This window comes from Streptomyces sp. NPDC007264 (genome assembly GCF_042869095.1).
In the GTDB taxonomy this organism is placed as follows: domain Bacteria; phylum Actinomycetota; class Actinomycetes; order Streptomycetales; family Streptomycetaceae; genus Streptomyces.
This window is the reverse complement of record NZ_JBIAFD010000001.1, coordinates 488,868-510,192: the sequence shown is the minus strand read 5'-3', so window position 1 is coordinate 510,192 and position 21,325 is coordinate 488,868. Positions and strand designations below refer to the sequence as shown.

Annotated in this window: 22 protein-coding genes and 1 pseudogene; 14 read left to right on the top strand and 9 right to left on the bottom strand. The window is 70.4% G+C overall.

The features are described 5' to 3' along the window. Positions 1-276 precede the first annotated feature (276 nt). Positions 277-903 (top strand): DUF461 domain-containing protein, encoded by a 627-nt coding sequence (locus ACFYMU_RS02280; RefSeq protein WP_388366783.1) that lies wholly within the window; start codon positions 277-279, stop codon positions 901-903. 135 nt (positions 904-1,038) lie between these two features. On the opposite strand, the gene ACFYMU_RS02275 is transcribed toward ACFYMU_RS02280, so the two are convergent. Both ACFYMU_RS02275 and ACFYMU_RS02270 read right to left on the bottom strand, forming a co-directional pair. Beyond that, complete coding sequence (locus ACFYMU_RS02275; protein WP_043441515.1) at positions 1,039-1,719, bottom strand: response regulator transcription factor; 681 nt, start codon at positions 1,717-1,719, stop codon at positions 1,039-1,041. Then, positions 1,716-3,041 carry a sensor histidine kinase gene (locus ACFYMU_RS02270; protein WP_388366781.1) on the bottom strand — a complete coding sequence of 442 codons (1,326 nt, stop codon included), beginning with the start codon at positions 3,039-3,041 and terminating at the stop codon, positions 1,716-1,718. Before ACFYMU_RS02270 ends, ACFYMU_RS02275 begins: the two co-directional genes overlap by 4 nt. Positions 3,042-3,288: 247 nt before the next feature. On the opposite strand from ACFYMU_RS02270, the gene phoU reads away from it, so the two are divergent. The 5 genes from phoU (at position 3,289) to ACFYMU_RS02245 (ending at position 6,557) form a co-directional block, all read left to right on the top strand. Further along, the gene (gene phoU / locus ACFYMU_RS02265; RefSeq protein WP_388366779.1) at positions 3,289-3,978 is read left to right on the top strand and encodes a phosphate signaling complex protein PhoU; all 690 of its coding nucleotides are present in this window, start codon (positions 3,289-3,291) and stop codon (positions 3,976-3,978) included. Between the two features lie 99 nt (positions 3,979-4,077). Beyond that, entirely contained in the window at positions 4,078-4,230 is a 153-nt protein-coding gene (locus tag ACFYMU_RS02260; RefSeq protein WP_388366777.1) for a hypothetical protein, read from the top strand. Then, on the top strand, positions 4,215-4,463 hold the full coding sequence (locus tag ACFYMU_RS02255; RefSeq protein WP_388366775.1) for a hypothetical protein: 249 nt from the start codon (positions 4,215-4,217) through the stop codon (positions 4,461-4,463). The genes ACFYMU_RS02260 and ACFYMU_RS02255 overlap by 16 nt, the downstream gene beginning before the upstream one ends. A gap of 127 nt (positions 4,464-4,590) precedes the next feature. Next, the gene (gene mshA / locus ACFYMU_RS02250) at positions 4,591-5,931 is read left to right on the top strand and encodes a D-inositol-3-phosphate glycosyltransferase (protein ID WP_388366773.1); all 1,341 of its coding nucleotides are present in this window, start codon (positions 4,591-4,593) and stop codon (positions 5,929-5,931) included. Between the two features lie 95 nt (positions 5,932-6,026). After that, positions 6,027-6,557, top strand: a complete 531-nt coding sequence (locus ACFYMU_RS02245) for a YbjN domain-containing protein (protein WP_388366771.1) — start codon at positions 6,027-6,029, stop codon at positions 6,555-6,557. Positions 6,558-6,616: 59 nt separating this feature from the next. Here the strand turns inward: ACFYMU_RS02245 and ACFYMU_RS02240 are convergent, their stop codons facing one another. Beyond that, on the bottom strand, positions 6,617-7,870 hold the full coding sequence (locus ACFYMU_RS02240; RefSeq protein WP_388366769.1) for an MDR family MFS transporter: 1,254 nt from the start codon (positions 7,868-7,870) through the stop codon (positions 6,617-6,619). A 175-nt stretch (positions 7,871-8,045) separates the two neighbouring features. On the opposite strand from ACFYMU_RS02240, the gene ACFYMU_RS02235 reads away from it, so the two are divergent. The 3 genes from ACFYMU_RS02235 (at position 8,046) to ACFYMU_RS02225 (ending at position 10,264) form a co-directional block, all read left to right on the top strand. Further along, positions 8,046-8,807 (top strand): phosphoglyceromutase, encoded by a 762-nt coding sequence (locus ACFYMU_RS02235; protein ID WP_388366767.1) that lies wholly within the window; start codon positions 8,046-8,048, stop codon positions 8,805-8,807. Between the two features lie 317 nt (positions 8,808-9,124). Continuing rightward, complete coding sequence (locus ACFYMU_RS02230) at positions 9,125-9,889, top strand: hypothetical protein (protein WP_388366959.1); 765 nt, start codon at positions 9,125-9,127, stop codon at positions 9,887-9,889. A gap of 141 nt (positions 9,890-10,030) precedes the next feature. Further along, complete coding sequence (locus tag ACFYMU_RS02225; protein WP_388366765.1) at positions 10,031-10,264, top strand: hypothetical protein; 234 nt, start codon at positions 10,031-10,033, stop codon at positions 10,262-10,264. Between the two features lie 372 nt (positions 10,265-10,636). On the opposite strand, the gene ACFYMU_RS02220 is transcribed toward ACFYMU_RS02225, so the two are convergent. Then, a complete protein-coding gene (locus ACFYMU_RS02220; protein WP_388366763.1) occupies positions 10,637-11,104 on the bottom strand; it encodes a hypothetical protein in 468 nt (155 codons plus the stop codon). A gap of 53 nt (positions 11,105-11,157) precedes the next feature. Then, positions 11,158-11,847 carry a hypothetical protein gene (locus ACFYMU_RS02215; protein WP_388366761.1) on the bottom strand — a complete coding sequence of 230 codons (690 nt, stop codon included), beginning with the start codon at positions 11,845-11,847 and terminating at the stop codon, positions 11,158-11,160. An 822-nt stretch (positions 11,848-12,669) separates the two neighbouring features. On the opposite strand from ACFYMU_RS02215, the gene ACFYMU_RS02210 reads away from it, so the two are divergent. Continuing rightward, positions 12,670-13,194, top strand: a complete 525-nt coding sequence (locus ACFYMU_RS02210; protein WP_388366759.1) for a hypothetical protein — start codon at positions 12,670-12,672, stop codon at positions 13,192-13,194. 70 nt (positions 13,195-13,264) lie between these two features. Here ACFYMU_RS02210 and gap read toward each other — a convergent pair whose 3' ends face one another. Then, a complete protein-coding gene (gene gap / locus ACFYMU_RS02205; protein ID WP_388366757.1) occupies positions 13,265-14,263 on the bottom strand; it encodes a type I glyceraldehyde-3-phosphate dehydrogenase in 999 nt (332 codons plus the stop codon). Positions 14,264-14,366: 103 nt separating this feature from the next. Further along, the gene (locus tag ACFYMU_RS02200; protein WP_388366755.1) at positions 14,367-15,323 is read right to left on the bottom strand and encodes a GlxA family transcriptional regulator; all 957 of its coding nucleotides are present in this window, start codon (positions 15,321-15,323) and stop codon (positions 14,367-14,369) included. A 289-nt stretch (positions 15,324-15,612) separates the two neighbouring features. Here ACFYMU_RS02200 and ACFYMU_RS02195 point away from each other — a divergent pair, with 289 nt between their 5' ends. Further along, positions 15,613-15,759, top strand: a complete 147-nt coding sequence (locus tag ACFYMU_RS02195; RefSeq protein WP_388366753.1) for a hypothetical protein — start codon at positions 15,613-15,615, stop codon at positions 15,757-15,759. Positions 15,760-15,817: 58 nt separating this feature from the next. Here ACFYMU_RS02195 and ACFYMU_RS02190 read toward each other — a convergent pair whose 3' ends face one another. Continuing rightward, positions 15,818-16,144 carry a hypothetical protein gene (locus ACFYMU_RS02190; protein WP_388366751.1) on the bottom strand — a complete coding sequence of 109 codons (327 nt, stop codon included), beginning with the start codon at positions 16,142-16,144 and terminating at the stop codon, positions 15,818-15,820. A 368-nt stretch (positions 16,145-16,512) separates the two neighbouring features. Between ACFYMU_RS02190 and ACFYMU_RS02185 the strand changes: the two genes are divergently transcribed. The 3 genes and pseudogenes from ACFYMU_RS02185 to ACFYMU_RS02175 form a co-directional block, all read left to right on the top strand. Next, complete coding sequence (locus ACFYMU_RS02185; protein WP_388366749.1) at positions 16,513-17,214, top strand: TNT domain-containing protein; 702 nt, start codon at positions 16,513-16,515, stop codon at positions 17,212-17,214. Positions 17,215-17,547: 333 nt separating this feature from the next. Beyond that, positions 17,548-18,171 carry a DUF6230 family protein gene (locus tag ACFYMU_RS02180; RefSeq protein WP_388366748.1) on the top strand — a complete coding sequence of 208 codons (624 nt, stop codon included), beginning with the start codon at positions 17,548-17,550 and terminating at the stop codon, positions 18,169-18,171. A 96-nt stretch (positions 18,172-18,267) separates the two neighbouring features. Continuing rightward, a pseudogene (locus ACFYMU_RS02175) lies at positions 18,268-18,708 on the top strand (DUF6114 domain-containing protein); the annotation flags it as partial. Positions 18,709-18,800: 92 nt separating this feature from the next. On the opposite strand, the gene ACFYMU_RS02170 reads toward ACFYMU_RS02175, so the two are convergent. After that, positions 18,801-21,158 carry a transglycosylase domain-containing protein gene (locus tag ACFYMU_RS02170; RefSeq protein ID WP_388366746.1) on the bottom strand — a complete coding sequence of 786 codons (2,358 nt, stop codon included), beginning with the start codon at positions 21,156-21,158 and terminating at the stop codon, positions 18,801-18,803. Positions 21,159-21,325 lie beyond the last annotated feature (167 nt).

Below are 21,325 nucleotides of genomic sequence, written 5' to 3'. Positions count from 1 at the left end.
CCGCGAGTGCGAGTGGCGGCACTTATGCGAATGCCAGAGCATGCACAGGTCAAAACGGCTGATGGGGGGACCAGGGGAAGGGCGCGCCGAGGCGGGGCGCCCTTCCCCTGCCTCCCGGCCGGGGGTACCCCTGCTCGGGGGAAGCCTGGGGCTTGGGGAGGGTCGGGTGCGGCGGCGGAAGGGCGGCTCGGTACCCTAAGGCCGCTGACAGACACTTAGGGCGGCTTTATCAGGAGGTCGCCCTGCTCCGCCCACGTTCAAGGAGTTGCCGCCGCCGTGAGCAGCAGCCTTCGACGCGGCGCCCTCGCCGCCGCCGCCATCGCGTTCTCCATCTCCTCTCTCGCCGCGTGCGGGGCCGGCAACGACAGCGAGACCCTCCAGATCAAGCCGGACAACGCGGCGACGAGCGTCGGGGACATCAAGATCCAGAACGCCATCGTCGTCACCCAGCCCGACCCGCAGTCCACCGGCCCGGCCGTGATCTCGGCGACCGTCTTCAACAACAGCGGCTCCGCCCAGACGCTGGACTCCGTCGCGCTCGACGGGACCGGCAAGACCGCCGACCTCACCCCCGCCTCGGGCACGGGCAAGCTCACCGTCCCGGCCCACGGTTCCCTGGTGATCGGCGGCAAGGGCAACGCCTCCGCCGTGATCCAGAGCAGCCGCGAGGCCGTCCAGGACGGCAACGCGCAGAAGATCACGTTCAGCTTCAGCAAGGCCGGCGACGTGAGCCTGCGGGCGTTCGTCGTCCCGGCCGAGGGCTACTTCGACCAGTGGGGCCCCAGCAACATCCCGTCGCCCACCGCCACGGAGACCGCGGCCTCCAGCCCGAGCACGGAGACCACCGGCACCCCGACCGGCAAGGCGACCTCGACGTCCACCGCCGCCGGCACGGCCGGCTGACGGCCTCCCCGCCGCACCCGCACGACGAAGGGCGGCGCCCCCCCTCGCAGGGGGCGCCGCCCTTCGTCGTACGGTACGTGCGGTACACGCGGTACACGCGGTGCGTGCGGTACGTGCGCTACGCGCGCGTGCGGCCTACGGCTCGAACTTGTAGCCGAGGCCCCGGACGGTCACCAGGTAGCGCGGGGCACCCGGGTCCGGCTCGATCTTGGCGCGCAGACGCTTGACGTGGACGTCGAGGGTCTTGGTGTCGCCCACGTAGTCGGCACCCCAGACGCGGTCGATGAGCTGCATACGGGTCAGCACACGGCCGGCGTTGCGCAGCAGCATCTCCAGGAGGTCGAACTCCTTCAGCGGCAGGTCGACCTTGGACCCGGACACCGTGACCACGTGGCGGTCGACGTCCATGCGCACCGGCCCGGCCTCCAGGGCGGCCGGCGCCACCTCCTCGGGCTCGCCGCGGCGGCGCAGCACGGCCCGGATCCGGGCGACCAGCTCGCGCGAGGAGAACGGCTTGGTGACGTAGTCGTCCGCTCCTATCTCCAGCCCGACCACCTTGTCGATCTCGCTGTCCTTGGCGGTCACCATGATCACCGGGACGTTGGAGCGGCCGCGCAGCTGCCGGCAGACCTCCGTGCCGGGCAGCCCCGGCAGCATCAGGTCGAGCAGGACGAGGTCGGCGCCGTTGCGCTCGAACTCGTCGAGACCGTCGGGCCCCGTGGTCGCGATGGCGACCTCGAAGCCCTCCTTGCGGAGCATGTAGGACAGAGCGTCGCTGAAGGACTCCTCGTCCTCGACGACGAGCACTCGGGTCACGGAAGGACCTCCGGGGCGGGAAGCGGTTCGTACGGGGATGAGACGGTGGTCGTGCCGTCGGGCCGGCCGTCCTCGTCTTCGTCGAGGTCGAACGGATGGTCGGTCGCGCGGTCACGGGCGGCACCCGCCTCCGGCAGCCGCAGGGTGAAGGTGGAGCCCTGTCCTTCGGAGCTCCACACCGTGACCTCCCCGCCGTGCGAGGCGGCCACGTGCTTGACGATCGCCAGCCCGAGCCCCGTGCCCCCCGTGGCACGGGAGCGGGCCGGGTCGACGCGGTAGAAGCGCTCGAAGATGCGCTCCTTGTCCTTGTCGGAGATGCCGATGCCCTGGTCGGTCACGGCGATCTCGATCATGTCGCCACCGGGCGCGGACACGCGGCGGGCGGCGATGCCGACGCGGGTGCGGGCGGGCGAGTAGTTGACGGCGTTCTCGACGAGGTTGCCGAGGGCGGCGGCCAGCTGGCCCCGGTGGCCCCACACGTACAGGTGGGCGCCGCCTCCCGCCCGCCGCCCGCCGCTCCCGTGATCGAGCGCTTCGGGCGCCCGCACGTTCGAGGCCATGGTGATCTGCTTGGTGGAGGCGGCGTGCCGGCAGCGGTCGACGGCCTCGGCGACGAGCTCGTCGACGCGCACGGACTCGGCGTCCTCCAGGGGGTCGTCGTTCTGCACCCGCGACAGGTCGATGAGCTCCTGCACGAGGTTGGTCAGCCGGGTCGCCTCGACCTGCATCCGGCCCGCGAAGCGCTCCACGGCCTCGGGGTCGTCGGAGGCGTCCATCACGGCTTCGGAGAGCAGCGACAGGGCGCCCACCGGGGTCTTCAGCTCATGGCTGACGTTGGCGACGAAGTCGCGGCGCACCGCCTCGATGCGTCGGGCCTCGGTGAGGTCCTCGACGAGCAGCAGCACCAGCCGGGAGCCGAGAGGGGCCACGCGCGCGGACACGGCGAGCGCCTCGCCGCCGCGCCCGGCGCCCCGGCGCGCCAGGTCCAGCTCGACCTGCCGTATCTCACCGTCCCGCCGGGTGTCGCGTGCCATCTGGAGCATCGGCTCGACGGAGAGCCTGCCTCCGCGCACCAGGCCGAGGGCGTACGCGGCGGAGCTGGCCTTCACGACGGCGTCGGCCTCGTCGAGCACGACCGCCGAGGACCGCAGCACGGACAGCACCGTGTCCACGCCCGGGGGAAGCACCGGGTCGGTGTGCAGGGAGGTGCGGGTAGGGCGTTTCTGGTCACGCTCGCTCCAACGGAACGCCAGCATGGCGATGACGCCGGTGAGCACTCCGGCGATCGCTGCCGCTGCGGCGACCGCCGCGTTCACGTCCATGCGTCCAGGTTAGGCACGCCCTGACCCCTGGCCGAAGCCATCGGAGTGCGACCTCGAACACTCGTCGCCCAGAGTTCACCTTGGAGCCAGTATTGGTTCATTCGGGGTGACGGAAACCGACGCGTACGGACCGGAACGTGGGAGCGTGGGGTGCGTGGAGCGCCGTGTCCGCCGTGTCGGCCATGGCGACGACGGGCCCCGGCCCCGGCCTCCGGGCCCCGAAGAGACGTGAGAGAGGGACACCCTGATGCGGGACGCGTACCACGAGGAACTTGACTCGATCGGCGAGGGCCTGGTCGACATGGCCCGGCTCGTCGGGTCGGCGATCGGGCGCGCCACGACCGCCATCCTCGACTCCGACCTGAAGCTGGCGGAGTCGGTGATCGAGGGCGACAAGAAGGTCGACGATCTCCAGCACGACCTGGAGGCGCGCGCCATAGCGCTGCTCGCCCGCCAGCAGCCGGTGGCGACGGACCTGCGCATCGTCGTCACCTCGCTGCGCATGAGCGCCGACCTCGAGCGCTCGGGCGACCTGGCCCAGCATGTCGCGAAGCTGGCCCGGCTGCGCTTCCCGGAACGCGCCGTTCCGCACGACCTGCACGCCACCATCCTGGAGATGGGCCAGCTCGCACAGCGCCTGATGGCGAAGACGGCCGAGGTCATCGTCACCAAGGACGTCGACCTGGCACTCCAACTGGAGCAGGACGACGACGACATGGACCTCCTGCACCGCACGCTCTTCCAGCACCTGATGGACGACCGCTGGAAGCACGGCATCGAGACCGCCGTGGACGTCACCCTGCTGGGCCGCTACTACGAGCGCTACGCCGACCACGCGGTCGCCGTGGCCAAGCGCGTGGTGTACCTGGTGACGGGCGAGCACGCGGACGACCTCCAGTCGGAGATCCAGCCGGCGACGGGGGCCGAGGGCGCCTGACCGGGGCGCGTGCAAGCGCCTGTGCGCCGTTGATGCGCCTGGCGGGCCGGGCATGAAATGGGCACAGGCACCAGTCTCGACAGCCTCGAGGAGGGCCCCATGGCCGAGACCCCCAGCACGCCCGACCCCACGCAGCAGCGCGAGACCGAACAGCCCATCGAGATCAAGAGCCTGCCGCTGGTCGGCGCGTGCGGCTGCGGCTCCGGCTGCGGGTGCGGGTGCCAGTCCGGCGCGCCGTGCCAGTGCGGCTGACGGCGGACGCGGACGATCCGACGGGGCGGGAGAACACCCGGCACGACCACGAGCACCACGAGCACCACGAGCACCACGAGCACGACGAGCACGACGAGCACGACGACGAGGGGCCCGGCCGCGCGCCGGGCCCCTCGTCGTCCCACGGGCAGGACCGGGGGCCCGGCGCGGCAGGGAGAGCAGACGAGCGCACCGAAGAGAGGCTCGAACGGTTGAGCGACAGATGGCAATGATTCGGTAAAGCCGCTCGGGCGGGAAATGGAGCGCCCGGCTCCGGCGTTCGCACTGGCTGAGGGGGCGCTGCACGCGCTGCACGCCGCGCCGCCCCGACCGGCATGCCCGCAGCAAGGAGGACGCCACGTGAGCCAGTACGTCAGCAGGCTCGGGCGTCGCTCCCCGGCAGTTCCCCCGCGGCTCCGCCTGCCGCACCGCAGGCCCCGCCGCGTGGCGATGCTCTCCGTGCACACCTCCCCGCTCCACCAGCCGGGCACGGGCGACGCGGGCGGCATGAACGTCTACATCGTGGAGCTGGCCCGGCGCCTGGCCGCGATCAACATCGAGGTCGAGATCTTCACCCGGGCGACCACGGCCGCGCTGCCGCCGACCGTCGAACTCGTGCCCGGCGTCCTCGTGCGGCACGTCGACGCCGGCCCCTACGAGGGCCTCGCCAAGGAGGACCTCCCCGCCCAGCTGTGCGCCTTCACGCACGGCGTGATGCAGGCGTGGGCCGGCCACCGGCCCGGCCACTACGACCTGGTGCACTCCCACTACTGGCTCTCCGGGCACGTCGGCTGGCTCGCCGCCCAACGCTGGGGCACCCCTCTGGTGCACGCCATGCACACCATGGCCAAGGTCAAGAACGCCGCCCTCGCCGCGGGCGACACCCCCGAGCCCGCCGCCCGCGTCATCGGCGAGACCCAGATCGTGGCCGCCGCCGACCGGCTGGTCGCCAACACCGCCGAAGAGGCCGCCGAGCTCGTACAGCACTATGCGGCCGATCCGGCCAAGGTCGCCGTCGTGCACCCGGGCGTGAACCTGGAACGCTTCCGCCCCGCCGACGGCCGGGCCGCCGCCCGGGCCCGGCTCGGGCTTCCGCAGGACGCGCTCGTCCCTCTGTTCGCGGGGCGCATACAGCCGCTCAAGGCGCCCGACGTGCTGCTGCGGGCCGTCGCCGTGCTTCTCGACCAGCGCCCCGAACTGCGTTCCCGCCTGGTTGTCCCCGTCGTCGGCGGGCCCAGCGGCAGCGGCCTCGCCAAACCCGAGGGTCTGCAGAAGCTCGCCGCGCGGCTGGGCATCGCGGATGTCGTGCGCTTCCGCCCGCCGGTCCGGCAGGACGAGCTCGCCGACTGGTTCCGCGCCGCGTCCGTGCTGGTCATGCCGTCGTACAGCGAGTCCTTCGGGCTCGTCGCCATCGAGGCGCAGGCGACCGGTACGCCGGTGCTCGCGGCCGCGGTCGGCGGGCTGCCGGTCGCCGTCCGGGACGGGCGCACCGGATTCCTCGTAGCGGGCCACGACCCCGCCGCCTACGCGCGCCTGCTGCGCGCCTTCGCCGACGACCCGGGGCTGTCCGACCGCATGGGCGAGGCCGCGGCCCGGCACGCCCAGTCCTTCGGCTGGGGCACGTCCGCCTCCGCGACGGCGGAGGTGTACACGGCGGCCATGCAGTCCCACCGGCGCCGGGTGCGCACGCACCCCGGCTGACATCCGTACCGCGCACGGCGACCGGCCGCTCGAGCCGACGCCGTCGCGCCCTGCGGGCCCGGCTCCCGCCGTGACCCGTCGCGTACGCTCCCAGCATGTCTGAGGCACAGCAAGCGGCGTCACACGTCATCGAAGAGGCCCTCGAGGACGCCGAACTGGAGTGGGAGAGTCCGCAGGCCGGCTCGTACGTGGTGAAGCTCCCCGGGACGCGCAAGCTGTCGACGACCGTCTCGCTGATCGTCGGCAGGCACTCCCTCTCCCTCAACGCCTTCGTGATCCGGCACCCGGACGAGAACGAGTCCGGCGTCCACCGCTGGCTGCTGGAGCGCAACCTCAAGCTGTACGGGGTCGGTTACGCCGTCGACCCGCTCGGCGACATCTATCTGACCGGCAGGCTGCCGCTGGCCGCCGTCACCGCGGACGAGGTCGACCGGCTGCTGGGCTCCGTCCTGGAGGCGGCCGACGGCAGTTTCAACACCCTTCTGGAACTCGGCTTCGCGTCCGCGATCCGCAAGGAGTACGCCTGGCGGGTGTCGCGCGGTGAGCCGACCCGCAACCTGGAGGCGTTCCGCCATCTCACCGAGAGCACCGAGAGCACCGAGCGCACCGAGCGCACCGGAAGCTGACTCCCGGCGCAGCACCCGCCCCCCGGCGAGGCCCCGCAAGGCCCCTCGCGGCGCCTCGCTCAGGCCGCGCCGACCTCGCTCCCGGCCGCGGCCGCCCGCGCCCCCGCCGCCGGCTCCTGCGCCGGGAGGTGGCGCATCAGCGCCCCGTACCCGACCGCGGCCCCCGTACCCACCACGGCGCACAGCCCCCACAGCCACACGGCACCGAACCGGTCGATGACGAGACCGGACATCAGCGGGGCGACCAGGGAGGCCACCGACCACGACAGGGTGTACATGCCCTGATAGCGGCCGCGCCCGTGCACCGGCGAGAGGCGCACGACGAGGCTGATCTGGGTCGGCGCGTTGACGATCTCCGCCAGTGTCCACACGCACACCGTCAGCGCGAAGACGCCGACCGACCCGGCGAAGGCGGTCAGCCCGAAGCCGTACCCCGCCAGCATGGACGACACCACCAGGAGCCGGCGCTGGTCGCGGTGCTCGATGACGCGGGTGACCGGGATCTGCAGCGCGACGATCAGCACACCGTTGACGGCGATCGCCAGGCCGTAGTCCGCGGGCGTGAACCCGGCCCGGCCCATCGCCACCGGCAGCCCCACGAAGCCCTGCTGGAAGACGAGCGCGACCAGGAAGGACAGCCCGACCACGCTCATGAAGCGGCCGTCGCGCAGCACACTGCCCAGGCGCACGTCCTCGGCCGCCTCCTTGTCGACCCGCACCGGCCGCGACTCGGGCAGCTTCGCGAAGACGACGATCGCGCAGAGCATCGTCATCCCCGCCTCGATCAGGAACCCGGCGAGATAGCTGAACTCGGCGATGAAGCCCGCGGCCATGGAGGAGACGGCGAAACCGAGGTTGATCGCCCAGTAGTTGAGGGAGAAGGCGCGGACCCGGTCCTCGGGCCGGACGATGTCGGACATCATCGCCTGCACCGCGGGGCGGGAGGCGTTGGCGGCCATCCCCACCAGGAAGGCGACGGCCGCGATCGCCACCGGGTCGCGCATGAAGCCGAGCACGGCGACGGAGACCGCGGTGGACGCCTGGGCGACGAGGAGGGTCGGCCGCCGCCCGAGCCGGTCGGTCATCACGCCCGCGCCGAGGGAGGAGATCACCGCGCCGAGCCCGTGCAGCGAGGCGACGAGGCCGGCGTACGAGGCGGAGTACCCGCGGGCCACGGTCAGGTACAGCGCCATGAAGGTGGCCACGAAGGCCCCCAGCCGGTTGACGAGCGTGCTGGTCCACAGCCACCAGAACTCGCGGGGCAGGCCGGAGACGGTCTGCCGGGCGGCATGTCTGAGGGTGGCGAGCGGCATGAGAGGTCCCCCACGGATGTAAGCGGCACAAGCAGTACGCACAACTTACGAGCGCCGGGTCGGGGGCGGCCACCCGATTAACAGATGCCGTCCACCGTCGCCGGGCCGAGCAGGCCGGCGTCCGTCAGTCGGGCACCGGCGCGGGCGATCAAGGGGTTCGATTACGCTCGGGGCCATGGCCGACGCACCGTACAAGCTGATCCTCCTCCGCCACGGCGAGAGCGAGTGGAACGCGAAGAACCTGTTCACCGGCTGGGTGGACGTCAACCTGAACGAGAAGGGCGAGAAGGAGGCCGTCCGCGGCGGTGAGCTGCTGAAGGACGCCGGCCTGCTGCCCGCCGTGGTCCACACCTCCCTCCAGAAGCGCGCGATCCGCACCGCGCAGCTCGCGCTGGAGTCGTGCGACCGGCACTGGATCCCGGTCCACCGTTCCTGGCGCCTGAACGAGCGTCACTACGGCGCCCTCCAGGGCAAGGACAAGGCGCAGACGCTCGCCGAGTTCGGCGAGGAGCAGTTCATGCTGTGGCGCCGGTCCTACGACACCCCGCCGCCGCCGCTCGAGGACGGCAGCGAGTGGTCCCAGTCCGGCGACCCGCGCTACGCGTCGATCCCGCCGGAGCTGCGCCCGAGGACGGAGTGCCTGAAGGACGTCGTCCAGCGCATGCTCCCGTACTGGTACGACGGCATCGTCCCGGACCTGCTGGCCGGCCGCACGGTCCTGGTCGCGGCCCACGGCAACAGCCTGCGCGCCCTCGTCAAGCACCTGGACGGCATCTCGGACGCCGACATCGCGGGCCTGAACATTCCGACGGGCATCCCGCTGGCCTACGAACTGGACGCCGACTTCAAGCCGGTCACCCCCGGCGGCACCTACCTCGACCCGGAGGCGGCCGCGGCGGCGATCGAGGCGGTCAAGAACCAGGGCAAGAAGAAGTAGGCACCCATTGAACAAGCCCCCTGCCTGCGGGTTCTCCGCCGGGAGGGGGCTTTTCGCTGCTTCTGGGCCGTCTCCGGGCCGTCAGGGCGATGGGGCCGTGCGTTCTCAGGGCTCCGGCTCCCGTACGGAACTTCCACACGATCCCGTGGTGCTTCGCCCGCCGCACCGCACCGACCTCTCCGCCTCGGCGGGAGGCGGGGATCGTCTGATGCCCCATTGTGATTCGCGGGTGTACAACCCCGTGTGGATGCCGGCTGTCTGTAAGGCGCTGGAGGGATGAGCCTTCGGTGCCTTTCCGTACGGAGATGGGGGATCAGGTGGGGAAGCAGGTCTGGAGAGTCGTCGTGGCCGGTGGTGCGGCGGCGGTGTTCACGGCCGTGGCCGCGGTGCCGGCCGGGGCGGCCGAGGGTGGGGTCTCGTTCACCCGTGTCCAGGTGAACGGCGGCAAGCCGATCGTGATCGGGGTGTCGAAGGAGGTCGCGGTGCCCGCCTCCTTCCGGATGGCGACCACTCACAAGTGGAAGTGGCCGGCGGTGTTCCTGTACCGCGGTGGTGCGGGTGATCGGCTGTGGCACGCCATCGAGACGAGCGACTGCATCAAGGTGAGCTCGGGCGTCTGCGACTTCAACGAGACGATGTACTTCGACCCGAGCGTGTGGGACATGCGCAACAGCGAGGCCGGGGCCTGGAAGGTCGGGGCCGAGGTGTACTTCGAGGGCGGCGGTGGTGACACCGACGACGAGGGTCTGACGGTCCACGTCAAGCGCAACTCCCACCTGACCGTCAACGCCTCGCCCGAACCGGTGTCCAAGGGCAGGACCATCACCGTGACCGGAAAGGTCACGCGGGCCAACTGGGAGACCAGGAAGTACGCCTCCTACGGAGGCCGCCTGGTGAGCCTGCAGTTCAAGCCTGACGGCACCGCCTCCTACACCACGGTGAAGAAGGTGTACGCGAACGGCTCGGGTGATCTCAGGACGACCGTGAAGGCATCCAAGACGGGTACGTGGCGCTGGGTGTACTACGGCAACACCACCACCGGGCCGTCGACGTCGCCCGGGGACAACGTCGTGGTGAAGTGATGTCCGCGGCGCCGGCGGGCTGGTGGGGCCGAGCCGGCGGTAACGGCTGCGACGGTCACGGCCCCTGCTTGCGGATCTTCCGCGGGCGGGGGCCTTGTCGCCGTACCAGTCGGCGGAGAACATCGAAGACGTGGAGGCGCGATGCGGGTGGCCGTGATCGTATCCAAAGTCGTGCTCACGGTGATGGGCACATGGCTTGCTCTCTTGCTGGTGATCGCTTTTCCGGCATTGCTTCCAGAACGGTGGGAGTACTACCTGATCTCCCCCGCCAGCGTGGGTCTGTGGATGCTTTCGATGCTCTTCGGCCCCGTCGTGGTCTGCTGGAAACTGCGCTCCTGGATTCGGACAGTCCCGGGTGATCCGCCACGTCGGTGAGGCCGTGCCAGGGCCGACGGGGTTTGATCCGTCGATCACGATGACCCCGCCGCCGTGCGGGAGACTCCCCAGCCCGTCTGGGCAAGCGGCGACACGGACGTCCTCCAGCAGTTCCTCAAGGACAACGGGTGCCATGGAGTGGAAGCCGTGTTCGTCGCCATGGGCCTGTTGAAATGCGATCTTGCCGAGGCGCAACGCGCCTCCTTCAGCACTCCCTGCCGCGACGCCGAACGCCGGTTCCACAACGACGCCTTGGACCTGCTCGCCAAGGACGCCACCAGCGACGTCCGACAGCACCGACCGACGGCGGAGCCCTACTTGGTCATGAAGACGCCGCCGACCTCCTCGATCCGCTATACGCCTGCCACGGGTCTACTGCTGTTCAGGCGGATGAGGATCCCATCCCACTGCGAAAGACCACGTGACGTTCTGCCCAGCAGTAAATGCCAGCGAGCTCGTGGAGTAATTCTTACTCATGTGGATCTCGTTCATGGTCGGCAAGACCTTTCCCTTTTCGCAAAGGAGGGGAAAGGAGATTCCGGTTGGTTTCACCTGCACGGTGAGTCGCCCCGGACCTTGGCAGTTGATCGCGATGGCGAGAGTTTTCCCTGCCGTGATACCACCAGGGATCGAGTAGACGGCATTGCCTTTGACTGCGGTATCTGTCGCCAGGGCCGTGATGCCATCCGACGCAACCTTCGGGACCTTTTCAACCGACGGCGCGTAAGGGTCCGAGCTCGAGCCGGATGTTACTTTGGTCGGTGATGCGCTTACCGCATGACCTTTCCGGCTCGGTGGGGAACTGTCGTCGTGATCGAAACTGCAGCCGACTGCAGCCAAGGAAACGGAAAGTATGCAGCCGGTCAGGCCGACTGATCGCCTAGTTATCGCCATCAGGCGTTCGTCTCCCAAATGTACCAGCCGACGTAGTGGGGGGTGTAACTTGTAACAGTGTTCTTTGCGGAGGTCTGGCAGTTGCTGTAGATGACGTAGCTCGTGCCCTGATTCCGCAGACGGTACACGCCGTACTTGGCATGGGTGATTTTGTGTGCCGGGGTGTCGACAGATATGGCGTTGCCCAACTTCGCCGTGAGTGAAGCGGACAAGCTCACGTCGTACTTGGCCTCGATCTTGGCGATCATGCTTTCGACACTCACGGACAGATGTCCGCTGTACGTCACCCCGACGGTACCGGAGACCTCCGCAGTGAAGGTAGACTTGGCGGTGTGGCTGGTGTTGTTGGTGTTCGCCTGGGGCGCACCGACACCCTTGTGCTGGTCTCCCCCCTTGTAGGTCGGTGCATAGACGGCCCGCCGGTCGCAGTAGTCGCCACCGGGGTGGTTACCGGGGCCACTGTCCCCACTGCCCGGGATGTCAGGTTCCACCCCCACCTGATCCGCGGGCACGTCCACGAGATCCGTGTCACCCGGGTCGGTCTCCTGCGGCGGTTCGGTGTGGATTGTGACGCTCGTGTCAGTGGGCGTGTCGTCAGCGACTGCTACGCCACTCCCCATGCCCAGTACGACCAGCAGTGCCGCAGCGGTCGAAGCTGCAACACGCCTTATACCGAGAAGCATGTCCATCCCTTCACCGCCTCTCCCCCGTTGGGAGCTGACATGGACAAAACATTCACGCATGGCATGCCCCAAGGTCAAGCAAATGCGTGCGAATTGAGCGAAGCCTGAGGCTGACGGTCATCGACAGATAAAGCGGAGCCGGGTATCGGCAAGAGCGAAACATGGACCCGCCCGACGCCCGCCGTACGCCTCGAATGTCCCGTTGATCACGTGATGCCGCGTCCCGTGGCAGACACCTCGTCAGACAAGCCAAAACCGTGCCAGGACCACGGGAAGACACGGAGAACACTGAGGAACGCACGCCGCGAACTTCAGGCGCCGACATCCTTCTGCCGCAGTGAACCGTTCCGGGTTGGGTAGAGGTGGTACCCAGGTTCAATGGGTCCGACCATCTATCTCTGGCGGCGCCAGAATCTGACCGGCTCCGGGCAGATGCCCGGTGTCCCAAGCCATGGGCAGTCGGAACTGACAGCAGCACGCAAGCGGATCGCAGAGCTCGAGGCGAACTGGCCGTCCGCCGGTGGGCATCGGAACTACTCGGGGAGACCACCTCCCCAATAGGCGGTCGAGGCCACCGAGTGATGGCCGGCGAAGGGTATTCGGTGCAGCGGGCCTGCCGAGCGCTGCACGTGGCGGAGTCGGGCTACGACGCCTGGCGCGACCGTCAACCGGGTGCGGGGGCCGCGAGCCGCGCGGACTTCCCATGAATGGCTCGAAGCTGTCGTTGGCAGCTTCGAAGGGGCTGTAGCGTCAGTCGACTTGGGGGATCGTGACGCTGGGGCTCGGGCATCGGACAGGCGTGCTTCCCCGTCCGGGCCGGGAACGAGATTGCCGAAGACGTTCACGCCGTACACCTCGCTCGGCACCGGCTGGAACGCCTACGACAGCCTCACCGTCCCGGGTGACCTGACCGGCGACAGTCGCCCCAACCTGCTCGCCCGCAAGAAGTCCACCGGTGACGTCTACCTGTTCGCCGCACGGAGCGACGGGTCGCTTGCGGCGGGCAAGAAGATCCGTACCGCATGGACCGGCTACACGAAGATCGTAGGCGCAGGAGACCTCGACAGCTACGGCTACGGCTACGGCTACGGCGATGTGCTGGCGCGGGACAGGGCCGGAACCCTGTATCGCTACAGCGGCACGGGGACGGGTCTGCTGAGGGACCGTGTGAAGGTCTTCTCGAACTGGGGCGGGTCGTACAACGCCGTCGTCGGCGACGGCGACGGGAAGAACGACCTCGTCGAGCGGGACACGGCGGGCGATCTGTACCGCAACAACGGTGACGGCAAGGAGTCGTTCGGGCCGCGCGTGAGGATCGCCACCGGCTGGCAGGGCTACCGGGGCATCTTCTAGTCGGCATCGGTGCCTGCGACCCCTGCCCCACCCCTCGGCGAGGACCGGCGGTGCCGGCGCCCGCGGTCCGTCAGCGGGTGGCGAGGAGTTCGAGGGTGTCGATCACGCGATTCGAGAAACCCCACTCGTTGTCGTACCAGGCGACCACCTTGACGTGGCGGCCGTCGACGCGGGTGAGGGCCGAGTCGAAGATCGACGAGGCCGGATTGCCCGTGATGTCGGACGACACCAGCGGGTCGTCCGAGTACTCGAGGATGCCGGCGAGCGGGCCCTCCGCCGCGGCGCGGTACGCCGCCAGCACGTCGTCGCGCGTCACGTCGCGGACGACGGTCGTGTTGAGTTCGACGATCGAGCCCACCGGAACCGGCACACGGATCGAGTCGCCCGACAGCTTGCCCTCGAGGTTCGGCAGCACGAGACCGATCGCCTTGGCGGCGCCCGTCGTGGTCGGCACGATGTTGACGGCGGCCGCGCGGGCGCGGCGGGCGTCGCGGTGCGGACCGTCCTGCAGGTTCTGCTCCTGCGTGTAGGCGTGCACCGTCGTCATGAAGCCGTGCTCGATGCCCGCGAGTTCGTCGAGCACCGCGGCCAGCGGCGCAAGCGCGTTGGTCGTGCACGAGGCGTTCGAGACGATCGTGTGCACATCCGGGTCGTACGCGTCGGTGTTGACCCCGAACGCGAGCGTGACATCGGCGCCGTCCGACGGCGCACCGACGAGTACCTTCTTCGCACCGGCGTCGAGGTGGGCGCGGGCGGCCTTGGCCGACGTGAAGCGGCCGGTCGCCTCGAGCACGATGTCCACGCCGAGTTCGGCCCAGGGCAGCTGCGCCGGTTCACGCTCGGCGAGCACCCTGATGCGACGGCCGTCGACGACGAGGGCGTCCCCGTCGACGGTCACCGGGCGACCGAGCCGGCCGGCCGTCGTGTCGTACGCGAGCAGCCGGGCGAGGGTGGCGGGCTCCGTGAGGTCGTTGACGGCGACGATGTCGAGGTCGCTGTCGCGTTCGAGCAGTGCGCGCAGCACATTGCGTCCGATGCGGCCGAATCCGTTGATCGCGATGCGAGTCATGAGTGGTGTCCCTTCGGTTCGCCACCAGCGTCGCGCGCGGCATCCGCCCGGGACAGCGGCGTGATCGCCAGGGTTCAAAAGGATCGCGCCAGGTGGCGGCGGGTCACTCGCCCTGGGCGAACGTGCGCCGGTAGTCGCTCGGCGTGGTGCCGAGGATGCGCTGGAAGTGCAGCCGGAGATTCGCACCGGTGCCCAGACCGACGTCGGCGGCGATCTGCTCCACGCTCCGTTCCGAACGCTCGAGCAGCTCACGGGCCAGGTCGATGCGGGCGCGCATGACCCACTGCATCGGCGTGTACCCCGTGTCCTCGACGAAGCGCCGCGACAACGTACGCGGCGAGACCGCCGCGTGCCGCGCGAGCACCTCGAGGGTGAGGGGCCCGCCGAGCCGGTGCAGCGCCCACTCGCGGGTGGCGGCGAACCGCTCGCCGAGCGGCTCGGGCACGCTGCGCGGCACGTACTGCGCTTGGCCGCCGCTGCGGTAGGGGGCCGCGACCAGGCGCCGGGCCGCGTGGTTCGACGCGGCCACTCCGAGGTCGCCGCGCAGGATGTGCAGGCACAGGTCGATGCCGGAGGCCGCCCCCGCCGACGTCAGCACGCTGCCCTCGTCGACGAACAGGACGTTCTCGTCGACCCGGACGAGCGGATGCTTCGCCGCGAGCGCCCGTGAGTAGTGCCAGTGCGTCGTGGCGCGTCTGCCGTCGAGCAGGCCCGTGGCGGCGAGCGCAAAGGCGCCCGTCGAGATGGCGGCGAGCCGTGTGCCCCGGGCGTGGGCCGCGATCAGCGCGTCGACGACGGCCTGCGGCGGGTCGTCGCGGTCCGGGAACCGGTAGCCGGGGATGAAGACGATGTCGGCCCAGGCCAGCGCGTCAAGACCGTGGGCGACGGAGTACGACAGGCCGTCGCCGCCGGTCACGAGCCCAGGTGCCGCCCCGCACACGCGCACCTCGTACGGCATGCTCGCGCGGGTCGTGAACACCTGCGCGGGAATGCCGACGTCGAGCGGCTTCGCGCCCACGAGCACGAGGACGGCGACGCGATGCAGGCGGGAGGACGGCACGGGGACAGGGTACGAGGGAGTGCCGGGCTGCGCCTTGTCGCGCGACCCGGCGTACGACGCCTCACCGGGGCGTCCGCCGGGGGATCGCCCCGGGCGTCGTCCGGTCGTTCTCGTCGTGCGACGGCTCGGCGGGAATCAGCTGCCCGTTCCGGCCGTCCTTCCCTCTCCTCCCGTTGTGGCCCCTCCTGCCGTGATGACCGTCCCTCCCGTCCCGCCCGGGTGTACCCGTCGGGCCGGGAGGGCCGGGCGGGCCGGAAGGACCGGTGGGGCCCGGCGGTCCCGGGGGGCCGTGGTCGACGCTGTGCGCCTGGAGGGCGATGCGCCGGGCCCGGAGTTCGTCGATCTGCTGCTGGTGGGCGACGAGCACAGCCGACTGCGCGACCACCACGACACCGAGCACGGCGACGAGCACAGGGCGGCGCCGCGGGCCGGGTGATGCCTCGTTCACGCCTTCCACGTCGTTCCTCAGTCTGTTCAGGACCTGACGACAGGGCCTAGCTCGGCGCCGGCGGGATGACGGCGTCCTGGCCGTTCTGGCCGTTCTGGCCGTCCTGCCCGTCCTGTCCGTCCTTCCCGTCCGTCCCGTCCACCCCGTCGTCGCCCGGCGGGCCGACGGGGCCGGCCGGACCGGGAGGACCGGAGGGGCCGGACGGACCCGGGGGGCCGGGCTGGAGGCGCTCGCGGAGGTCGACGGGCTGTGTCTGCAGACTGTCGATCTGCATCTGCTGGGAGACGAGTGCGGCTGACTGCGCCACGAGCGCGACGGTCAGCACCCCGCCGAGCACAAGAGGTCGCCGCGGGCCGCGCAGCGCTTTCATCACGCTTCTCACCTCGTTCCTCACGTCGTGTGACGGCGAAAGTGTAAGGACCGGGCCGGACGTGCACGCACAGGCCCCGGAGGGATCCGCGCCCTCTCGCGTCGTTCTTCACGGCCCTGGGCTAACGGACGGCCACCATGCGGGGTAACCGGCCGCGCCGGGCGCGACCGCGTGCCGGAAAACCGTTCGGCTGCCCGTGCGTACCTGCGCTGCCATTCGAGTGGCCGCCCATGACGGCTCCGGCAAAGCCCTGACGGTGATCAGCTGAACTGAACGGTGTCCACAAAGGTGGCCGCATCACTCGCCCTTGCCCGGTTCCGCGGCCGTGCGCGTGGGTGGCACGCCGCCGGCCACAGGTAAGGAGACACCGTATGCGCGTACCGCGCAGAGTCGTAACGAGCGTCCTCGCGTCGCTCTTGTTCGTCGGCATCTCGTCCGCCACCGCCCAAGCCGCAGAAGCCCAGACCCGAAACGGCGCCTCCTGTCCGACCGAGCATCGGAGCGTTGCGCGGAACACGGCGCCGCATCCGCAACTGGAGGCTTACCACGACGGCGACTGGCGGCTCGGCCCCGAGGAACTTCCCCGCACCGGCCCCATCGGGAGGATGCTGCGGGGGTATCGCCCAGAGGGCCGCACGTCGCCGTACTGGTTCCTCGGGTGCTACTGGCAGACGAATCCGCAGAACGAACCGGCACAGCAGGTCGGCGGCTGGTGGTACCCGGACAACCATGGGTTCCTGCTCCGCGACGGCCGCCCGGTGGAACGGTCCTTGACGCTCCGGACGGGGCAACTGATCGACCTCTTCGGCAGAGGGGACTCGGGCAACTTCCTCGCGCCGCAAGGCACGCCGTACGCCGAACGCGCGATCCCACCGAGCAACCTGGACGAGTACAACGCTGCCGACCCTCCGTTCAACTACCACCTCTACGAGGTCATCGCGCCGTTCACCGTCGAGGCCGGGCCGGCCAGGCCCTGGTTCTCCCAGCCCGGTCTCGGCACCCAGTACTACACGAGCACCACCGTCGGCGAACTGATCAACTCCCAGAAGCTGAGGGAGATCACCGGCACCTGACGTCATGGCGCAGCCGCATTCCAGGCGCCATCGGCCGCCCGTGCTGAGGGCTCCGGTGCCGTCCTCACGGGCCGGCCGTCGCGGCTTGCCCCGGTCGACGGCGCCGGCAGCGTGGCTGAGGCCGGTCGGGGTACAGCGGGGGACACACGCCCGGCGAATCGGCTGCCCCACGGTCGTGGCCGGCTGCCGCCGCCTGCGGCACACCACCCGACCGGCGGACTCGCCGTGCCGTCGCCGTCCAAGTCCGGGAGTCTAGACTCAGCGGAACTTTGCTGAACTTTGCCCCTTTTGTTCCGCCAGGGGCGGGGGCACCTGCGCGACGGAGGAGGCGGGATGCTGCACCGCTCCGGCAGGACCTGCTGGAAACGCTTCGCCGCGGTTCTCCTGTCGGGCCTGGTCGCCGCCGCGGCTCTCGGCATCGGCATGGCGCAAGGGGCGCTGGCCGCGTCGTTCTTCATCTCCGGGCAGAGCTTCCAGATCTCCGCGGACACGCTGCGCGGCCGTGGCCAGAGCATCTACCCCATGGTCGACGTGACCAGGAAGGGCACGCTCGTGCCGGTCATGGTCCAGGGCTTCCGGCATGCCGGCATCAGCGGGCTGTGCAACTCGGTGGAGTTCCCGATCCCGGTGCTGGGCGTGTACACACTGGTGCTCACCGGCGGCGAGCGCCGCCAGGTCGAGGTGACGAACCTGTTCATCGATGCGACCTCCTTGTCGGCCGGTCAGTCGACGTCCGGCAACATCGACCTCGGTGTGGCGGCGGGTGCGGTCACCAAGGGGCCGATCCGCCCCGGGGACAGGCGCTCGCGGTTCTTCCACCCCGACGCCTTCGCGGTGCAGTCGGAGTCGGTCGTCCTGAAGGACGTGCGCGTGACGTCGGTCGCGGTCTCGGCCAGCACGTTCAACGTTCCCGGCCTCAGGCTCCAGCTCAAGCGAGGCCGTCACCACTGCTTCTGACCCCGGGCGGACCCGTGGCGGCACCCGTGACTCCCCGTCCGCCCGCCGCCGCCCCGTCCGCCCCACCGCCCTCACCCCCGGGGAGCACACGTGTTCTTGGATTCCTTCGGCAGCGGCGGGGGCTCAGGACCGCGCGCCAGGGCCACCGGGGTCCTCCGCGGATTCAGGGCCTGGCGGGGCGAACGGCCCTTCTGGGCAGGGCTCTTCACGCTCGCGGCGGGGCTGCCCATCATGTACGTCCCGTACGCGCACCTGACTCTGGACGGTGTCGCACTGGCGCTGGCGACCACGTCCGGGGCAGGCTCCCTGATCATCGGGGTGCTGCTCGTGGTCCTCGGCATCTCCCTCTGGTTCCAGCAGCAGGTCCGTGTGTTCGCCGGGGTCGCGGCCCTGCTGCTCGCCCTCGTCTCGTTTCCCGTCGCCAACTTCGGGGGGCTGTTCGTCGGCCTGCTGTCCGGCCTGGTCGGCGGTTCCCTGGCCTGTGCCTGGACCCCGCCCGCGGGCACCGCCGAATCGCCGCCCCGCACCGACGCCGGTCCATGCGACCGATGAGGACCATGCCTCCGGGTGTTCGAGGCGGCGCCTTGCCCGAGGGCTCCCCGGCGCCGGGCGTCCGACGCCCGGCACGATCAGCGGCACTTGCGGTGGTGGCACACGGGTTTGGCGGTCGGGCTGTGCTGGGTGGTGGTCGGCGTCTTCTTGCCGGTGCCGCCGGAGCCCTTGCCGGGGGCCGCGGACGGGGACGGTGAGGGGGCGCCGGGTGCGTCGGCGCCGTGGCCGAGCGGGGCCGGTGCGGGGAAGGGGACGTCGGGCAGCCCGGTGAGGGCCTGGCGCATGTACGCGGTCCAGATCGCGGTGGGGATGTCGCCGCCGAACACCTTCTGCAGGCCGCCGACACCGATCAGGGACTGCAGTTGCGGATCGTTCGGGTCCTCTCGGAAGAGGACGACGGAGGTGGCGAGCTGGCGGGTGTAGCCGACGAACCAGGCCGAGCGGAAGTCGTCGGTGGTTCCGGTCTTGCCCGCCGCGGTCCGGCCGAGGGCCTGCGCCTTGGTGCCGGTGCCGCGGGCGATGACGCCCCGCAGCACGTCGGTCACGTTGTCGGCGACCGCCGTCGGCAGGGCCCGTACGGGGGCGGGGGCGGTGAAGCCGGGCCGTGCCGCGCCGTCGTGGATCACCTTGGTCACCGAGTACGGGGTGGTCCGCATCCCGCCGGCGGCGAAGGTCGCGTAGACGCCCGCCATCCGGATCGCGCTCGGAGTGGAGGTGCCGATGTAGAAGCCGGCGCTGGAAGCGGCGAGGCTGCCGGGGCGCAGACCGAGGGCTTCCGCCGTCCTCGCCACGTTCCCGTAGCCGACGTACTCCCCCAGCTGCACGTAGGGCGTGTTGACCGACTGCTCCATCGCCGTGCGCAGGTCGATGTAGCCCCAGCGCCGGTCGGTGTCGTTGTGCTGATGGAGGAGGCCGCTCGGGTCGTCGGTGTCGGTGACGTAGTCGCCCTGCTGGTCCTTGATCTTGATGCCGTCGTCGCCGTTGAACTTGCTGGCCGGGGTGATCGGCTGCGGGTCCTGGCCGGGGTGCAGGACGGCTCCGTGCTGGAGCGCGGCGGCGAGGACGACGGGTTTGAAGGTCGATCCCACCGGGACGCCGGAGGTGTCGGCGTTGTCGGAGTAGTGGGCGTGGTCGAAGCCCGCCCCGCCGTAGACGGCCAGGATCCTGCCGGTCGTGGGCTCCACCGAGGCGGCTCCCACCTGGACGTCCCGGTCCACCGGCCGGTGAGCGGGATCGAGGCGTTCCTTGCGCACCCCTACGACGGCCCGGGCCAGCTCCGCCGTCTTCCTCCTGTCGAAGGTGGTGTGGATCTGGTAGCCGCCCCGGCTCAGGCTGCTGTCGGTGACGGCCGGGTCGTGCGCCTTGACGTACGACCTCGCGAGCTGGACCAGGTAGCCGACCTGGCCGCTGAACCCCGAACCGGGGGCCCACTTCCGGGGCACCGGGAAGCCGGCGGCCGCGTACCGGGCCCGCTGCTGCGGCGTCAGCCTGCCCGTGGTCACCATGCGGTCGAGCACCCAGGACCAGCGTGCTTCCGCCCGCGCCCTGGCCGTGGGGTCGGAGTCCGCGTACTGGAAGAGGCTCGGCTCGTTGACCGCCGCGGCGAGGAAGGCGCCCCGGCTCACGTCGAGCTTCTCCACCGGCACGTCGTAGTACATGCGGGCGGCGGCCTGGATGCCGTTGGCCTGGCGGCCGAAGAAACAGGTGTTCAGGTAGCCCTGGAGGATCTGCTGCTTGGTCATCACGGCGCCGATCTTGGAAGAGATCAGCAGCTCCTTGAACTTGCGTGAGACCGTCTGCGACTGATCGAGGTAGGTGTTCTTGACGAACTGCTGGGTGATCGTCGATCCGGACTGGACGGAGCCGCCCCGGGCCATGTGGACGAGCGCGCGGAGGATGCCTTCCGGGTCGATGCCCGGGTCGGTGTAGAAGGACGCGTTCTCCGCGGCGATGAAGTCCCACCGCACGTCGGGGGGCACCTGCGCGAGGGTGACGTTCTGCCGGTTGACGCTGCCGTCGGTCGCCAGGACGGTGCCGTCGGACCAGTAGTAGACGTTGTTCTGCAGCAGCGTCGAGGGGTTGGGGTCGGGGATGGTGACGGTGGCGTAGGCGTACCCGACGGCGGCTGCGGTGCCGCCGAAGCAGAGCAGGAAGAGCGCCAGCAGTTGACGCACCGACGGCAGCCAGCGGCGCGGGCCCGTCCTGCCCCCGCGCGGGTAGTCGATCCATCGTTTCTTCTGCGGCGTCCTTCTCCGCCCGCGGCGGGTCCGGTCCGGTGCGCGGGTCTGCTCCGGTGCGCGGGTCCGCTCCGATGCGCGGGTCCGCTCCGGTTCGGGGGTCCGGTGCCGGGAGGCGCGGCGGCCCGTGGGGTGGTCACCCGCGGCACGGTGGCCGGCGGTGGTGCGCTGCGGCGGTCGGCGCCGGTGTCCGCTCATGGGCTCGGATCACTGTCCTCTCGATGCGGTGCCGGGTGCGCGAGAGCACCGTGCGAGGCCGGGCGCGGGAAGACGTCCTGGCCTGCCGATTCGGTCAACCGGAATAAGAGAGCGAACTCGGCCGGAAGTGTTACACCTCGGCCTCCCCGGCCCCACGACGGCGGTCC

What these genes read in the sequence shown, in the direction of transcription:
- ACFYMU_RS02185 (WP_388366749.1), top strand. Translation starts at nt 16,513, where the DNA reads ATGCGCGTACCGCGCAGAGTCGTAACGAGCGTCCTCGCGTCGCTCTTG.
- ACFYMU_RS02225 (WP_388366765.1), top strand. Translation starts at nt 10,031, where the DNA reads ATGCGGGTGGCCGTGATCGTATCCAAAGTCGTGCTCACGGTGATGGGC.
- ACFYMU_RS02240 (WP_388366769.1), bottom strand. Translation starts at nt 7,870, where the DNA reads ATGCCGCTCGCCACCCTCAGACATGCCGCCCGGCAGACCGTCTCCGGC.
- ACFYMU_RS02215 (WP_388366761.1), bottom strand. Translation starts at nt 11,847, where the DNA reads ATGGACATGCTTCTCGGTATAAGGCGTGTTGCAGCTTCGACCGCTGCG.
- phoU (WP_388366779.1), top strand. Translation starts at nt 3,289, where the DNA reads ATGCGGGACGCGTACCACGAGGAACTTGACTCGATCGGCGAGGGCCTG.
- ACFYMU_RS02170 (WP_388366746.1), bottom strand. Translation starts at nt 21,158, where the DNA reads ATGAGCGGACACCGGCGCCGACCGCCGCAGCGCACCACCGCCGGCCAC.
- ACFYMU_RS02270 (WP_388366781.1), bottom strand. Translation starts at nt 3,041, where the DNA reads ATGGACGTGAACGCGGCGGTCGCCGCAGCGGCAGCGATCGCCGGAGTG.
- ACFYMU_RS02245 (WP_388366771.1), top strand. Translation starts at nt 6,027, where the DNA reads ATGTCTGAGGCACAGCAAGCGGCGTCACACGTCATCGAAGAGGCCCTC.
- ACFYMU_RS02235 (WP_388366767.1), top strand. Translation starts at nt 8,046, where the DNA reads ATGGCCGACGCACCGTACAAGCTGATCCTCCTCCGCCACGGCGAGAGC.
- ACFYMU_RS02260 (WP_388366777.1), top strand. Translation starts at nt 4,078, where the DNA reads ATGGCCGAGACCCCCAGCACGCCCGACCCCACGCAGCAGCGCGAGACC.
- gap (WP_388366757.1), bottom strand. Translation starts at nt 14,263, where the DNA reads ATGACTCGCATCGCGATCAACGGATTCGGCCGCATCGGACGCAATGTG.
- ACFYMU_RS02180 (WP_388366748.1), top strand. Translation starts at nt 17,548, where the DNA reads ATGCTGCACCGCTCCGGCAGGACCTGCTGGAAACGCTTCGCCGCGGTT.